We start from the raw sequence: 15792 nt of genomic DNA on the forward strand, positions 1-15792 counted from the left end.
GATTGTTAGCTCAGCTGGGAGAGCACCGCCCTTACAAGGCGGGGGTCACTGGTTCGAACCCAGTACAATCCACCAATTGGGGTTAATCATGAGAAGCACAGCCCGCTCTTCATGACAAAACGGTTGTAACTGGTTCAAACTTAGTGCAATCCACTAAAAACTTGATATTCCCATGGATTGTTAGCTCAGCTGGGAGAGCACCGCCCTTACAAGGCGGGGGTCACTGGTTCGAACCCAGTACAATCCACCACTTCTCTGATTATCAAATAAAAGCACCGCCCACTCTTTGCTACGACTCGGTTGCCACTGCTTCAACCCAGTACAATCCACCATATCCCTGATTACCATAAGAAAGCATCGCCCACTCTTTACGACGAGACGGTTGTCATTGGCGCTAACCTAGTACAATCCACCAAATCTCTTTCCCCCTTACTTGTTGCGATAAAGTTGCTATAGTAAAACCAGACTTTGCTTGCCGGTTTGCTTTGCTATTATGGATCCCGCTGTTAAACGTGATGAACGTATTCTAATTATTGATGATCAAAGCCTGAGCCAAAGCTATTTGCGCTATGCGCTGGAGCAGCTAAATTATCAGAATATCAGCTATGCTGACCGTGCTCAGACCGCATTAAACCTGTGTAAACAAAACTATTTTGACTTAATCATCTGTGCCTATAACCTGCCGCAGGGTAAAGACGGTTATCAGTTATTTGCCGAGCTTAAAAGTACCGGCCTGCAAAAGCTCAGCTGCGGGTTAATTTTTATCAGCGCCGATACCGACCCAGCTTTGGTGCACAGTGTCTTGGAGCTACAACCGGATGAATTTTTAGCCAAGCCGTTCGTGATCCGTGATTTACAACAACGTATTGAACGGGTGCTTAGCCGCAAACAACACTTAAGGCCAGTTTACGACTTACTGGAACTACAACATTACGACAAAGCGCTACAACTGCTGGATCAACAACTGGCACAGCCAGAGCTACATAAGCTTTATCCAATGCTACTGAAGGTAAAAGGCGATATTTTGCTGCAGCAACAAGACTACAACGCCAGCCTGACCTTCTTTCGCGCTATGCTGCATATTCAGCCATTTGGCTGGGCGCGGATTGGTAAGGTACGTTGTTTACTGGCGCTGCAGCAAGAGCAGGACGCCTTTAGTGAACTGGAGCAGATGTTAGCGCGCAGCGAAACGCGCTTATTTGCGCTGGACTGCTTAACTGATCTGGAATTTCGTCAGCAGCATTATCAACAGGCTCAGCAGCACATTCTAACCGCGGCCAACATAGCGCCACGCAATTTGCTGCGGCAACAAAAGCTGCTGCAGCTATCGCGGTTAAACCACGATTACGAAACCCAGTACCGTGCAGCCCGTGACATGGTGAAATTTGCCCGCCACTCTATTTATGAGCAAAGCGATCTCTACCTGAACCTGGCCCGTGCCAGTATCGACTTTGCGCTAAGTAGCGAAGATAACGAGCAGCAGATCCGCTTAAACCGTCAGGCAACCTTGTCACTTAATACTGCCCAGCGCCAATTCTCGCCATCGGTGTCAGAGCAGGCACTGCAGGTACTACAGGCCAGATTATTGTATTTACAGGATCAACGGGAAAAGGCCCGGCAGTTGCTGGCCGAACTTAGCGGTGATGACGATATTCACTCTTTAGAAGATGCGCTGGATAAAGCCAAAGCGCTACACGAAGTGGGGCTAACCGAGGCGTCAAAAACCCTGTTTAGCCGGATCAGCAGCTATTGCGCTGCCCAACACCCCGAGCCGATGCTGGCGCAATACTTACAACAGGAGCAGCAAGAACGCGCAGCGATGGTGCATGGGCCACGTGAGTTAAATAACAACGCCGTACATCTATACCAGCATGGTAACTGGCAGGAAGCTTTCTCTGCTTTTATGCTGGCATGGCAAGTCATGCCAAAAAATGCCGGTATAGCGCTTAACCTGTGGCAAACGCTGCTCACCTCACCCAGGCCACTGTGTCCGGCAGCGCAGCAGCAACAGCTGTTAGACAAATGCCGACAGCTGATTGAGAACAGCAAACTAAAAACAGAACAACTACAACGCTACCAGCAGCTAAAGCAAAAGTACCTAACTAAGCTAGCTTAAGGGTTACTGTCAGGCCATTCAGCAAACACCTGGCGTAAGGTGCGCGAGCGTAGCAACCACAGCAAACTTACCAGTAACAATAAGGGCGTAATAATTCGCCAGGGCGCATCCAGCATCACATCGGGCGGCAGGTGGCTAAGTGTGATGACTAAATCAGCTGCAGTAACCAAAAACAACAGCGGCAGCGCAAGACGCCAGATATAACGCCAGGGTTGGTAGCCCTTGGGTTTGCGCTGGCTAAGCGCTGCCAGGAGCAGCAAGAGCGGTGCAGCCACCAAACAGGCCAGAATAAAATCAGCCTGTTTTGGATAAAACAACGCCAGCAGATCCTGCTTGCCCTGTGGCATCGTCAGCACTAACACCCAACAAATATAAGGTCTTAGCAATAACAGCAATAACCAGTACAAACGCAGCGGTACCTTGTGCAGGCCGTAGTCATCCAGCACCGGCCACAATGGCGGACGGCTCATAACTGGCGCTTACGCTGTGCCAAAAGTGCAAGAGCAATAAAAATAGCCAGCGTGATCCAGGGCAGCCACAGGTTGGTTAGCTTTGCCAGCTGTGCCGCGACCAGCGGCGTTAAGAAAATGGTTAATGCACCATAACCAAAAGCACACAGCAGGATAAATATCAGCGTGCGCCAGAAAAAATGCAGCGTCAGCGTCTGGCGGCGTACAAAGGCGTTAATGTTATCGCCAAACACCACCAACGCTGTAGCGACCAGCGCCAGCGCAATATCACGCACATAAGGGCGAAACAACGCGCCCCAGTCCAATAACAGCTGATAAAGAAAATCTGGCATTTAGCGCACTCCATACTGCGTAAACAGATCCAGCATGTGCTGCTCACTCCACACCGGCACATTAAGCTCAGTGGCTTTAGCCAGCTTAGAGCCGGCATTATCTCCGGCAATCACCGCATGGGTTTTCGCTGACACTGAGCCAGACACTTTGGCGCCCAGCCGCTGTAGGCCGGCTTTAGCCTCATCGCGCCCCATGCTGGTTAAGGTGCCGGTAAGCACCAGTGTTTGCCCGGCCAGTGGCTGCTCCGTCTCCGCTTGTTTTACAATGTCAGGCCAGTGAATACCGGCGCCCAGCAGCGCGCTGATCACATCTTGATTATGCGCTTCGGCAAAAAAGCCGCTAACATGCTCTGCCACCACAGCGCCAACGTCGGCAACGTCCAACAGTTGCTCCAGTGTTGCCAGCTGTAATGCCTCTAATGACGCAAAATGATTAGCCAGGTTGAGCGCGGTAGCCTCGCCCACTTCACGAATACCGAGCGCATAAATAAAGCGTGCCAATGTGGTGTTTTTTGACTGTACAATAGCGTTAAGAAGCTTTAGTGCTGACTTCTCTGCCATGCGCTCCAGCCCCACCAATGCCGCCATATCCAGCTGATAAATGTCAGCCGGATTTTTTACCAGTTGCTGCTCAACCAGCTGCTCTACCAGCTTGTCGCCAAGGCCTTCTATATCCATGGCTTTGCGCGAAACAAAGTGTTTTATCGACTCTTTTAGCTGGGCAGCGCAGAACAAGCCCCCGCTACAACGGGCCACGGCCTCACCTGTTACCCGCTCAACCGCCGAGCCACACACCGGGCACTGTGACGGAAACACAATATCACGCGCGCTATCTGGGCGCGGCTCTACTACCACTGAGACAATCTGCGGGATCACATCACCGGCGCGGCGCACGATAACGCTGTCACCTATTTTAATGCCCAGCCGGTCTATCTCATCCTGGTTATGCAAGGTGGCGTTACTCACCGTTACCCCGCCCACGACCACCGGCTCAAGCCTTGCAACCGGCGTAATAGCACCGGTACGGCCCACCTGAAACTCGACATCTAACAGGGTAGTTAACATTTCCTGCGCCGGAAATTTAAAGGCGATCGCCCAACGCGGCGCCCGCGCGACAAAGCCCAATGCCTGCTGCTGGGCTAAATCCGACACCTTTATCACCACACCGTCAATTTCATAGGCCAGTTGGCTACGGCGTTTAAGAATGTCCTGATAGTAATCCAGTGCTGCCTGTACACCTTCCACCAAACGAATTTCCGGACATACCGGCAGCCCCCAGGTTTTTAACTGCATTAGCCGCTGATAATGGCTACGGCTATCCAGTAAGTTGGCAGGGTCTTCAACTGCGCCCACTGCATAGGCATAAAACATCAGCGGGCGCTGGGCAGTAATTTTCGGATCCAGCTGACGCAAGCTGCCGGCCGCGGCATTACGCGGGTTGGCAAACACTTTTTCACCGGCGGCCCGCGCTTTGTCGTTCATGGCATTAAAACCGGCCAGCGGCATAAATACCTCACCGCGCACTTCAAGTACCACAGGCAGCGCATCACCTTTTAATTTTAACGGCACGGCGCGAATGGTTTTAATATTGCTGGTTATGTCTTCACCGGTATAACCATCGCCACGGGTGGCGGCCTGCACCAGCACACCATTTTCATAGCGGATACTGACCGCCAGGCCATCTAATTTAGGTTCACAGCAAAAACTGAACTGCTGGCTACTATCGAGCCGGTCGGCCATACGTTTGCAAAAAGCGGCAAACTCGGCATCATCAAAAGCGTTATCCAGTGACAGCATAGGTATGCTGTGGCTTACCTGGCCAAATTTTGTCAGCGGCGCTGCCCCTACCCGCTGCGTCGGCGAGTCCGGGCTTATCAGTTCAGGGTGCAACTGTTCAAGCTGTTGTAATTCGCGATAAAGCCGGTCGTACTCGGCGTCGGGTACTGTGGGGTTATCCAGCACATAATACTGATAACTGTAATCTTCCAACTGCTGACGCAGCTGCTGCACTTGTTGCATTAAAACCTGATCCATAGCACCTAAGCCTGTAGCAAAATAACGCCTGAGTTTGCCATAACAAAAACGGCAGGACTACTGCCTGCCGTTGTGTCTGCCGAGAATTTCGCCGTTAACCGTGGATCAGCTGCTGGCGCTGAAACTCGCGGATCTTATCCACGTAATGGCGCACGGTTTGCACTGTTAATACACTACGTTGGCCATCCAATACCTGACCACCAAACTCTTCTGCCAGCTTTTTCGCCGCATTGTGCATTAAGTTAAAGTTTTGCAGCGGCTCACCCGGCCCTGGCAGCGTCATAAACAGGCTGACACCTCGGGTGCTTAGCTTGTCGATGTTTTCCAGATCAAAGGTGCCGGGGTTAAACATATTGGCCAGGCTAAACAGCACCGCGCCTGAGCCGGCACTGTCCTGGTGGCGGTGGAAAATATCCATATCACCATACTTAAAGCCCAATGTGAGTAGCGCTGATAACAGCTCCGGCCCTTTCATTTCTTTGTTTTCAGCCAGCAGCACGTACAGGATCAGTACTTCTGTAGGCTCAGGCGTCGTTGCGGCTTCGTTGTCTGTTTCATAGCTGTCATGTGCTGAAGACTCTGCTACGGGCTCTGCAGAGGGTTCAGCAAAAGCATCTTGCTGCAGCTCATCATCGCTTAAGGCACTAAAATTCAACTGCGGCTCTTTTGGCTCGTCAAACGGCAGCTCGTTTTGTACTTCGGCAACAGGCTTGGGGCTTACAGCAGGCTTTGCCTGAGTATTGTATTTAAACTGTGGCTTCTTCGGCTGCAGTGGCGAGGCAGGTTTCTCAGCCGTGCTGCTGTCGCTACCGGCCTTTTTAACCACCCGCACCGGCCCAACACCCAGCTCGTCAAAGCCCTCGGCTTTTTCTTCTGTGCTATCGTTAGTGTCGTCCAGGTAACGGTGGCGCGGCTGCCCGGCATTTTTACGCACTGTCCACAGGCCATGCAACAACAGGCCACCTAACACCAGTGCACCTAAAATAATTAATACCAAACGTAATTCATCTACCATAAGGCTACCCTAAATTAAGAGGCTGCTGCCATTTTAACAGCATCGTCTACATCGACAGCGACGACCCGTGACACACCCGGTTCCTGCATGGTCACACCCATCAGCTGTGCGGCCATTTCCATGGCTATCTTATTATGACTGATATATATAAATTGCACCGTTTCTGACATTTCCCGTACCAGATTACAAAAACGCCCGACGTTAGCATCATCCAGCGGTGCATCCACTTCATCCAACATACAAAACGGCGCTGGATTCAAGCGGAATATCGAAAACACCAATGATAAGGCCGTCAGCGCTTTTTCACCACCCGATAATAAATGTATTGTGCTGTTTTTTTTGCCCGGCGGTCTGGCCATGATGGTGACGCCGGTTTCCAGCAAATCATCCTCAGTCAGATCCAAATAAGCACTACCGCCACCAAACACTTTCGGAAACAGGGTTTTTAAGCCATCGTTTACCTGCTCAAAGGTGTCTTTAAATTTCTGCCGGGTTTCTTTATCAATTTTACGAATGGCGGTTTCCAGAGTGTCCATCGCCGCCATTAAATCATCATTCTGTGCGTCTAAGTACAGCTTGCGCTCAGCTTGCTGCTCGTATTCTTCAATCGCCGCCAGGTTAATCGGCCCAAGCCGGGCTATAGCCTCGGTGGTTTTATCCAGTTGCTGCTGCCATATTGTCTCGTCGGCATCGGCCGGCAAGCTCTCAAGTAACTCTTTCATGCTGGCTTGCTGTTCACGCAGCAGCTCCAGCATATTGTTCGCACGCACTCGGTACCCTTCAGCATCTAATCGCAGCTCTGACAACTCATTACGCTTTTTGTTCAGCAGCTGCATAATACCCTGTTGGCCTTGCTCTAACTGACGGATCTGCTGCTCCAGATTAGCCAGCAGGTCTTGCTGGCTAATTAACGCCTGCTCAGCCTCTTCGCGTTGTAATAAACTGTCCTGCAACTGCTCTTGCAATAGCAGCTCGGGCTCGTCATCTTGCTGCAGCTTGCTTTGTAACTGGCTGACCTGCTCTTGCAACTGCTGCTGTTGCTGACGGCTGCGGCTAAGGTTTTGACTCAGCGTTTGCAGCTGCTGCTGCGCCATTTTATGCTGCATAATTAAATGCTGCTGGCTGCTTCGCTGCTGCTCGAAACGCTGTTTAACCTGCTGTAACTGCTGCTGCGCGGCGCTGTTATAGCTGGTTAAATCCTGCTGTGTCGCTTCATGGTTAAGTAGCTGCTCAACACTTTGCTCTAAGGCTAGTTGCAACTGCTCGATACGCTCCTGGCGCTGCGCTTGCTGTAGGGCTTTTTCATCAAGCTCGGCCTGTAATTTTTGCAGCAGTTTTTGCGCCTGCTGCAGCTCTTGCTCTGACAACAGCTTAGCCGTTTGAGCCTGCTGCTGTTGCTGCTGCAGCTGCTGTAAAACCGCTTGCTGCTCGCGTTGTTGCTGTTGCAATGCCTCAAGTTGCTGTTGCTGCGTCTGACAGACGCTATCAAGTTCTGCCAGATGTTGGCGGGCGCTTTCAAGCTCGGTTGCCAATGCCTGTAAGCGTTCAGCGCGCAGTAAATAGCTGTCGGCGCTGCTACTACCTGCCAGCACCGCCCAGTTGCTACCAAGCCAGTAGCCGTCAGGGGTAATAACCGATTGGCCGACACTCAGGTTGCTGCATCGCTCACGCGCATCCGCCACGCTTTGCGCACATAAAATCTGATTAAAATAATCCGGATAAAGCCCATCTGCAATTTGCTCCGCCAGGCTACCAGGCTGACGCGGCTGCGGCCTGGCAAATACTTCGCTGGTCGCGGTATTACTTAGGGTGCTATTCACGCTGGCATGCTGCAACTGGCCCAGCACCAGGGCAACACTGGTTGCCCAGCCCGGCTTAACCCGTAATTGGTGTAATAATTGTTGCTGCTCGGTGGCTTGCTGCTGTTGCTGCCGCGCTAACTGCGTCTGCTCGCGCTCAAGTAATTGCAGCTCGGTACTGGCCTGCTGCGATTGGCTCAATGCTGCCTTTGTCTGCTGCTCTTGCGCTGTCAGTTGCTGCTGCAGCTCTGCCAAGAATTGCTGCTGCGTATCTACCTTAGCACTGCACTGTGCTAATTCGGCCGTTAAATGCTGCAGCTTTTGCCCCAGCGGCTGAAGCGCCAGCTGGTCGACTTCCTGCTGTAACTGCACAAACGCGGCCTGCTGCTGCACGTCTTGCTGCTGCTCATGCTGCAACTGCAACTGATATTGCTGTTGTTGCTGCTGCAGGCGGAACTGCTGCTGTTGCCACTGCATCAGTGCCTGCTGCTGTTGCTGCTGCTCGTCTTCCAGTTGCTGTAAGGTAAAGGCCAGCTCATCAACCTGCTGCTGCATAATCTCAAGCCTTGGCTCATCTTCGGCCAGCTGTTGCTCAAGCTCTTGCTGCTGCGCCTGCTCGGCAGCAATATAGTCCTGCGCCTGACTCAAGCTTTGCTCTGCCTGTGCCAATTGCGCGCTCAGTGTGTGCTGCTGTTGCCGTTGATGCAGTATTTGTTGCTCCAACCGGCTGATGGTGGCGCCTAGCTGATAAAACCGGCTTTGCGCTTGCTCTAACTGCGCGCGGGTCTCCTGAGCCTGCTGCTTAAGCTCTAACAACACCCGCTGATCGCCCAGCTCCTGCGATTGGTATTTTTCCAGCTCAGTCTGTTGTTTGCTCAGCTGCTGCTCCAGCTCAGTGTAGCGGCTGTTAAACTGCAGCCATTTAATGGCAGTAACTTCGGCTTTAAGTTTGCGCTCCTGGGCTTTTAATTCTTTATAACGCTGCGCCGCGCTGGCCTGACGTTTAAGTTTATCAATGTTTTTACCCAACTCTTCGCGCACGTCGGCCAATCGGTCTAGGTTTTCACGCGTGTGCTTAATGCGGTTTTCTGTTTCACGCCGCCGCTCTTTATATTTGGAAATACCGGCCGCTTCTTCGATAAAAACCCTAAGCTCCTGCGGCTTAGACTCTATCAGGCGCGAAATCATGCCCTGCTCAATAATGGCATAGCTGCGCGGACCAAGGCCGGTACCGAGGAAAATATCGGTGATGTCACGACGGCGGCATTTACTGCCATTTAAAAAATATAATGACTGGGCGTCACGGGTGACGATACGTTTAATCGAAATTTCACTGCGATCGGCCAAACCGCCGGCCAAACGGCCCTCGGTGTTTTCAAACACAAGCTCAACCGAGGCTTGCGATACCGGCTTGCGCTGCGCCGAGCCGTTAAAAATAACGTCGGTCATCGCATCGCCACGCAGGTTTTTTGCCGAGCTTTCACCCAGCACCCAGCGTACTGCATCAATCACATTAGATTTACCGCAGCCATTGGGGCCCACCACTGCCGTCATTTGCTGTGGAAAAGGTACGCTGGTACTGTCGACAAAAGATTTAAAGCCCGACAGTTTGATCTGTTTTAAGCGCATTTAAGCAATACAGTTCTTATAGTTATCATGGCGTTGTGCGCAATGTAGCAGCAGGCTAAAAGGCTGTCACGGAAAAATCAGTCCACCTTGGCACTGATACCGGTTTTACTGCGCCAGCGCAGCGCTTTCTCGGTAACGCTGTTTTTTCTGATCTGTCTACTTTTCTTTGGAAACACCACCACCGGGCGCGAAATAAGCAGGTTGTTCGGGTACACCACCTGCTCGTTATCTTTGGTGCGCAGCACGGTACTAAACAGGTTTATTTCCACAATGCGCCCCTCAAGATAATTACCGCCGTCTATCACCCGCACTTCCATGCCCTCGGCAAAGGCTTTTTGCCCCAGCAGAATAAAAAAGGCAGTAATGTTACTCAGCAAGCTCCAGGCCGCAAACAAGGCAACACCGACCACAGCTATCATTGACGATGCCAGCACCAACAGGCCGCGGATATCCACGCCCCAGACAATGCTTAGCACCACAATAAGTAGCAGCACCAGTAAAATATGAAACACCGCCGCTGCGCGTTTGTTCATTTCGGCTTTTAACCGGCTGTGGGCAATAACCTGATACAGCAGCGGCATCACCCGACGGCTGATAATAAAATACAGCAGCACCGCGCAGACGCTGATAATCAGCTGCACCGCCACCGGGCTTAAATGCGTAAGCAGTTGTTGGCTATAATCGAACCAGGACAAGATGGTGTTCCTACAAATTAATCCAGATCATTTAACGGCCAGCGCACAATAAAGTCTTCAAAGTCATCCATATTTACGTCTAACTCTGAGATGGTTTTATTGCGTACCGACATTTGTTTTTTGTGCATCAGGCTTTTTTTGCCGTCATTTAATAGCGGGTGCCAATGTGGCAAGCCACGGCCCTCATGCAACCGGCGGTATGCGCAGCTGGTGGGCATAAAAAAGATGTCTTTTAAGTTGTCTTTGGTTAGCGCAATACAATCAGGCACTAACACAGTGCGCTGGCTGTACTGCGTGCATTCACACTTATGGCTGTTCAAATAACGACAGGCGATATTGGTGTAGTGCACTTGCTCGTCGTTATGCAGCACCGCCGTCGGGCCTTCTTCTTCATCGTCGTCAATAAACTTGTTCAGGCAGCATTTGGCGCAGCCGTCGCAGAGCGCCTCCCACTCTTCCCTGTTCATCTGATCCAGGCTTTTGTGCTCCCAGAACCGCTCGGTTAGCGCCATAACTAATTTACCTTAGTGCTGAGGCGAAGCTGGTCCGCCAGTTGTAACTCCAGCGCATCACCGCTGTGCAGCGGGCCCACACCGGCTGGTGTACCGGTTAGCACCACATCGCCTGGCAACAGGGTAAAATGCTGACTCATTTCACTGATCAGCTGGTGAATACCGCGGATCATATTGGCGGTATTACCATCCTGGCGCAGCTGACCATTCACTGTTAAGCGAAACTCCAGTTGCTGCGGATGCTGCACTTGCTCTTTGCTGATAAAAGGCCCCACCGGACAGGCGCCATCAAAGCCTTTGGCAATCTCCCACGGCCGGCCGAGTTTTTTCAGTTCGGCCTGCACATCGCGCAAAGTGAGATCCAGCGCCAGGCTGTAACCCCAAATGGCGTCATGCACCTGAGAATAATCAGCTTGCTTTAGCGGCTTGCCAATGAGTACCGCCAGCTCAGTTTCGTTATGCACCTCACCTTGCTGCGCCGGAATGCTAAAGCCGGGCGTCAGCGAACACAAAGCGGTAGATGGCTTAATAAAAAACAGAGCCTGCGGCGCCGTTTTGCTTTGCATCTCGGCGATGTGGTCCTGATAGTTCTGGCCAATACACACCACTTTGCCAACCGGAAAAGCGATAGTACTGCCATCTTGTGCGAGGTGCTGATAAGGCGTCATGACTGCTCTGCTACAATAAGGTCGGCTAAATAGCCCACGCTGGTGACAAAATAATAAGACCGGTTCCAGTGCATCAGCACCTTGTAGTTATCATAGGCTAAAAAGGCCCGTCCGCCTTCGCCGTCGGGCAGTACCAGGGCGGCATTAATATCCCGTGCCGGTAAGGCAGTATTATTCAGCCGTTGTACGCCCAGTTTATTCCACTGCGCTAAGCTGCGCTCAGACTGCGCCCAGCGGCCCAGCCATTCACTGCGCTGTAAGCTGCCGCGGGCAATAGCGTGGCTGGCATCAAAACCCGGCGGCAGCTTAACTTCACGGCCCCAGGTTTTGCTGTTATCCCAGCCCTGCTGTTTTAAATAATTGGCAATAGAGGCGAACACATCCAACTGATTGGTCCAGATATCTTTTTTACCGTCGCCATCACCGTCTTGTGCATAGGCCATAAAAGAGCTGGGCATAAACTGGCTTTGCCCCATAGCGCCGGCCCAGGAGCCTTTCATGTCATCCAGGCTAATATGGCCTTGCGCCAGTATGTCCAGCGCATGAAAAAACTCTTGTTTAAAAAAGCTTTCGCGCCGGCCATCATACGCCAGTGTCACTAAGGCAGAGGGTACAGAATAAGTCCCCATAAAGCGGCCAAAGCTACTTTCCAGCCCCCACAGCGCAACAATAAAGCGCGGCTGCACACCGTATTTCTGGCCAATTTTAGCCAGCTCCGGCAAGTGCTGCTGATAACGCTCACGCGCCATTTTTATCCGTGTTTCGCTAACGCGTTTTGGCAGATACGTATTTAAGGTTTCAACAAACTCGGGCTGGCTTTTATCGGCCGACACCACCCGCTCATGGTATTCAAGTGAGCTAAACACCGTATCAAGCAGCTCGGCGTTATAGCCTTTGCTTTGCGCCTCTTGTTTTAACGCAGCGATGTAATCAGCAAAGGCAGGCTTAGCTTGCTCGGCCATCGCATAAGGGCTAACAGCACATAAGCTGACACTAAGAAACAGACGACTACAGGTGGCGCGAAATATTGCTCTAATCATAATTAAAAAGGCCTGTAAATTATTAAGACGACAGCCCCTGCTGGCTGGCTTTATGCTGTGCAAGCAGGTTCTCTTCTGGCGGTGGCAGTTGCAGGTAATACCCCTGAGCAGTTAACTGCTGCCGCACCTTATTGATGTCGGCTTGCGCCAGATGTTCCCGGTTGGCTAAATTTATCAGGGTAACCAGCACAGGTGTGCCAAAGGCGGCCAGCAGCGGCTCAGGCACGGCAGAAAAATCATCCCGGCGTTCAATAAACAAATAGGTACTGTCTTTTTTCAGACTTTTATACACGGCACATAACATCGAAGAAAACCACGCCCCAACCTTGCTTAACTAAGGGCTAAACTATAACATGACCGCCAGGTGTTGCGTACCGTCAACAAGGTAGCAACGCAAATAAATCGCAGCGCCGGCGCCTGATGGCAGCCAGGCTGTAACAAACCATAACAGTGCGCACCTTACCCTTATGTCAGATCAGTCTCTGGAATTAAAAGGCAGTTTATTTCCTTTATCGGTGCTGTCGTGCACCGACCTCAGCCTTGCGGTACTTAAATCACAACTTGAACACAAGCTGGCGCAAGCTCCGGCGTTTTTTTATCAAGCGCCGATCGTGCTTAATATGAGCGACAGCCAGCAAACACCGGATTTTAGCGCCATTAAGCAGTTATTTACCCAGCTTAACCTGGTGTTGGTGGGCGTGTGTGGCGCCAGCAGCGAACACAAACAACTGGCGCAGCAGGCAGGCCTGGCGGTATTACAACTGGGGAAAACCGCTAAAACCAGCCAAAACGCTGAGCCGGCAGCAGCGCCTTCACGACAAACCTCGGTCGTGACTAATAATGTGCCGGTGCCGATGGACAGCAAAATTGTTGAACAAACGGTACGCTCAGGCCAGCAAATTTATGCCAAAGGCGCCGACTTAGTGATTAAAGGCACCGTAGGTGCCGGTGCTGAAGTGATTGCCGATGGCAACATTCACATTTATGGTACCTTAAGAGGCAAAGCCATCGCCGGCGCAGCGGGCGATAGCAGCAAACGGATTTTTTGTTACAACCTGCAGGCCGAACTGGTATCAATAGCTGGTAATTACTGGCTAAGTGAGAGCCTACAGGGCAATTTTTGGGGCAAACCTGCCAGTGTCAGGTTGCAGGACGATCAATTGGTGTTAGCGGATTTAGTATAAGGAATTTTTGATGGCAAAAATTATTGTTGTCACCTCAGGTAAAGGCGGCGTAGGCAAAACCACCTCCAGCGCCGCCATTGGCACCGGCCTGGCATTAAAAGGCCACAAAACGGTGATTATCGACTTCGACATTGGCCTGCGTAACCTGGATTTAATTATGGGCTGCGAGCGCCGGGTGGTATATGACTTTGTTAATGTGATAAACGGCGAAGCCAACTTAAAGCAAACGCTGATCAAAGATAAGCGCATCGACAACCTGTTTATTCTGCCTGCGTCACAAACCCGCGACAAAGACGCCCTGACCAAAGACGGCGTAGAACGCGTACTGAACGAGCTGAGCAAAGATTTCGATTTTATTATCTGTGACTCACCCGCTGGTATTGAAAGCGGCGCCATGATGGCCCTGTATTTTGCTGATGAAGCTGTGGTGGTAACTAACCCGGAAGTGTCATCGGTACGCGACTCAGACCGTATTCTGGGCATGTTATCCAGCAAGTCACGCCGCGCCGAACAAGGTATGGATTCGATTAAAGAACACCTGCTACTGACCCGCTATAACCCGGAGCGGGTCGAAAAAGGCGAGATGTTAAGCGTAGAAGATGTAAAAGAAATTCTGTCTATCGATTTAATTGGTGTAATTCCTGAGTCACAAGCCGTACTCAACGCCTCTAACTCAGGCCAGCCGGTGATTCTGGATAAAGACAGCGACGCTGGGCAAGCCTACCTGGACACGGTAGACCGCCTGCTGGGCGAGAAGGTGCCTTTCCGCTTTTTAACTGTGGAGAAAAAAGGCCTGTTAAAACGGATTTTTGGAGGTTAACGCATGTCGTTACTGGATTATTTTCGCTCAAGTAAGAAAAACACGGCCAGCACCGCTAAAGAGCGGTTGCAGATCATCGTGGCGCACGAGCGCAGAAAGCGCAACAGCCCAGATTACCTGCCGCAGTTAGAGCGCGATATTTTAGAAGTGATCCGCAAGTACGTGGACATTTCACCCGAGCAAATTGCGGTCTCGCTGGAAAAGCGCGACGATGAGCTCTCGGTACTCGAGCTTAACGTCACCTTCCCGGATGATAAGCGTTAAGCTAAGCCAACAAACCCGCTGCAGCGGGTTTGTTATTCTTGGCCCCAGATAACGACCTTAAATTCAACTCTATGCCTCAATTCATATTTTCAACGCTCTATAGTGTTGGCATTTTAGTCGTGGTGATACTGGCCACGGCGGTGTCGACCAAACTGGCTTCTTTTACTTTAGCAACACCATTTGGCTACCTTGTTGGCGCATTTTTATCTGTACTGTTTAGCTACTGGCAATACAGCAATTGGGGCTTGCGCCGGTTCCAACACTTTAACATAATGCGGCTGCACAAATGGGTGCAACGGTTAGCTGGACTCATAGCGATTGTTTTCGGCACCCTCGCCTTGCTAACTGTCATTCTGATGTACCGGGCTTCTACTTACACTGCTGAAAAAATCTTAGAGGCGGTTTATCCGTTTCTGTTGTTTATGGTAATGGGCACAGCCATCGTTAGTGCCGGCCGATTAAGGCGGTGACTCTATGGAATCAGCGGGTCATTGACTTTGAACCTGTAGATTTAAAAATAACCAACCCTGTCAAATTCAGCCATAAAAATTATTCAATTTTCTTAACTAAGATAAATTTAAAAAGCATAATAAAAAACAAAACAAACAAACATAAATAGAACAAAAAATCTTGGATAACTGACGAGTTGACATCAGACGCAGAATCAATTAAAAATTTTTCATTTAAAGCGAAAGAACGGTCATTACCGAAGTAAAAAACATGCTTCTTTTCAAAGAAAATAAAACCCCTCAGAGTAAAGTAGCAAACAAGATTAACCTCATGATTGGGCTTGAACTCCCCATCAACAAATAGACTATATTTCTCACCTACATTTCTGTTTATTGCATTAGATTCAAACTCCAAATTATAGTCAATTAGTCTAAACCTAACACTTCCGCTTCTAGGAGACATATTTCTGACTATATAACCTTGATCACATTGTTCTTCACCGGGATCTGCAGTGTAATAATCAAGGTTGAAATGAAACTCTACTAACAAAAGCGCTACGGCAAAAAGCAAGTAAATCCAGCGATTAAGATTCAATGAAATCACAACAACACCCACAAAAAACTAAAAAATTAATAGTTATACCGATAGCTACATATTTCAGAGCCTTCCCAACCATAATTCACTTCCGGCGCCTTAGGCACAATGGAAAGTGAAATTCTTTCTTTACGTCTACAAGAAATAATATTAACCATGCTACTTTGACT

The 15792-nt window shown here is 50.5% G+C and carries 16 protein-coding genes and 1 tRNA gene; 6 read left to right on the forward strand and 11 right to left on the reverse strand.

The window, feature by feature from the left end:
• Positions 1-174 precede the first annotated feature (174 nt).
• Positions 175-250: transfer RNA gene (locus ABGI61_RS07290), tRNA-Val, on the forward strand.
• A gap of 243 nt (positions 251-493) precedes the next feature.
• Positions 494-2116 carry a response regulator gene (locus ABGI61_RS07295; protein WP_347599118.1) on the forward strand — a complete coding sequence of 541 codons (1623 nt, stop codon included), beginning with the start codon at positions 494-496 and terminating at the stop codon, positions 2114-2116.
• On the opposite strand, the gene ABGI61_RS07300 is transcribed toward ABGI61_RS07295, so the two are convergent.
• From ABGI61_RS07300 to ABGI61_RS07345, 10 genes are all read right to left on the reverse strand, one after another.
• Positions 2113-2586, reverse strand: a complete 474-nt coding sequence (locus tag ABGI61_RS07300; protein WP_347599123.1) for a DUF2919 family protein — start codon at positions 2584-2586, stop codon at positions 2113-2115. The two genes, ABGI61_RS07295 and ABGI61_RS07300, sit on opposite strands and share 4 nt — an antisense overlap.
• Entirely contained in the window at positions 2583-2918 is a 336-nt protein-coding gene (locus tag ABGI61_RS07305) for a DUF3392 family protein (RefSeq protein ID WP_347599126.1), read from the reverse strand. Before ABGI61_RS07305 ends, ABGI61_RS07300 begins: the two co-directional genes overlap by 4 nt.
• Positions 2919-4952, reverse strand: a complete 2034-nt coding sequence (gene ligA, locus ABGI61_RS07310; protein ID WP_347599129.1) for an NAD-dependent DNA ligase LigA — start codon at positions 4950-4952, stop codon at positions 2919-2921.
• Between the two features lie 94 nt (positions 4953-5046).
• Positions 5047-5967, reverse strand: coding sequence for a cell division protein ZipA (gene zipA, locus ABGI61_RS07315; RefSeq protein ID WP_347599132.1), 921 nt, complete (start codon positions 5965-5967; stop codon positions 5047-5049).
• Positions 5968-5981: 14 nt separating this feature from the next.
• Positions 5982-9395, reverse strand: coding sequence for a chromosome segregation protein SMC (gene smc / locus ABGI61_RS07320; protein ID WP_347599135.1), 3414 nt, complete (start codon positions 9393-9395; stop codon positions 5982-5984).
• 77 nt (positions 9396-9472) lie between these two features.
• A complete protein-coding gene (locus ABGI61_RS07325; RefSeq protein ID WP_347599138.1) occupies positions 9473-10090 on the reverse strand; it encodes a mechanosensitive ion channel domain-containing protein in 618 nt (205 codons plus the stop codon).
• Positions 10091-10107: 17 nt separating this feature from the next.
• On the reverse strand, positions 10108-10602 hold the full coding sequence (locus tag ABGI61_RS07330; RefSeq protein WP_347599141.1) for a YcgN family cysteine cluster protein: 495 nt from the start codon (positions 10600-10602) through the stop codon (positions 10108-10110).
• A 2-nt stretch (positions 10603-10604) separates the two neighbouring features.
• A complete protein-coding gene (locus ABGI61_RS07335; RefSeq protein WP_347599144.1) occupies positions 10605-11270 on the reverse strand; it encodes a fumarylacetoacetate hydrolase family protein in 666 nt (221 codons plus the stop codon).
• Positions 11267-12310 (reverse strand): lytic murein transglycosylase, encoded by a 1044-nt coding sequence (locus tag ABGI61_RS07340; RefSeq protein ID WP_347599147.1) that lies wholly within the window; start codon positions 12308-12310, stop codon positions 11267-11269. The genes ABGI61_RS07335 and ABGI61_RS07340 overlap by 4 nt, the downstream gene beginning before the upstream one ends.
• A 22-nt stretch (positions 12311-12332) precedes the next feature.
• On the reverse strand, positions 12333-12602 hold the full coding sequence (locus ABGI61_RS07345) for a YcgL domain-containing protein (RefSeq protein WP_347599150.1): 270 nt from the start codon (positions 12600-12602) through the stop codon (positions 12333-12335).
• Positions 12603-12777: 175 nt separating this feature from the next.
• Between ABGI61_RS07345 and minC the strand changes: the two genes are divergently transcribed.
• From minC to ABGI61_RS07365, 4 genes are read left to right on the forward strand one after another with little or no spacing between them, the layout of a single operon-like run.
• Positions 12778-13494 (forward strand): septum site-determining protein MinC, encoded by a 717-nt coding sequence (minC, locus tag ABGI61_RS07350; protein WP_347599153.1) that lies wholly within the window; start codon positions 12778-12780, stop codon positions 13492-13494.
• Positions 13495-13504: 10 nt separating this feature from the next.
• Positions 13505-14314 carry a septum site-determining protein MinD gene (gene minD / locus ABGI61_RS07355; RefSeq protein ID WP_347599156.1) on the forward strand — a complete coding sequence of 270 codons (810 nt, stop codon included), beginning with the start codon at positions 13505-13507 and terminating at the stop codon, positions 14312-14314.
• A gap of 3 nt (positions 14315-14317) precedes the next feature.
• Positions 14318-14578 carry a cell division topological specificity factor MinE gene (minE, locus tag ABGI61_RS07360; protein WP_008218081.1) on the forward strand — a complete coding sequence of 87 codons (261 nt, stop codon included), beginning with the start codon at positions 14318-14320 and terminating at the stop codon, positions 14576-14578.
• A 38-nt stretch (positions 14579-14616) separates the two neighbouring features.
• Entirely contained in the window at positions 14617-15048 is a 432-nt protein-coding gene (locus ABGI61_RS07365) for a hypothetical protein (RefSeq protein WP_347599160.1), read from the forward strand.
• Positions 15049-15127: 79 nt separating this feature from the next.
• On the opposite strand, the gene ABGI61_RS07370 is transcribed toward ABGI61_RS07365, so the two are convergent.
• Positions 15128-15631, reverse strand: a complete 504-nt coding sequence (locus ABGI61_RS07370) for a hypothetical protein (RefSeq protein ID WP_347599163.1) — start codon at positions 15629-15631, stop codon at positions 15128-15130.
• Positions 15632-15792 lie beyond the last annotated feature (161 nt).

Origin of the sequence: Rheinheimera fenheensis, assembly GCF_039871805.1 — a bacterium.
In the GTDB taxonomy this organism is placed as follows: domain Bacteria; phylum Pseudomonadota; class Gammaproteobacteria; order Enterobacterales; family Alteromonadaceae; genus Alishewanella; species Alishewanella fenheensis.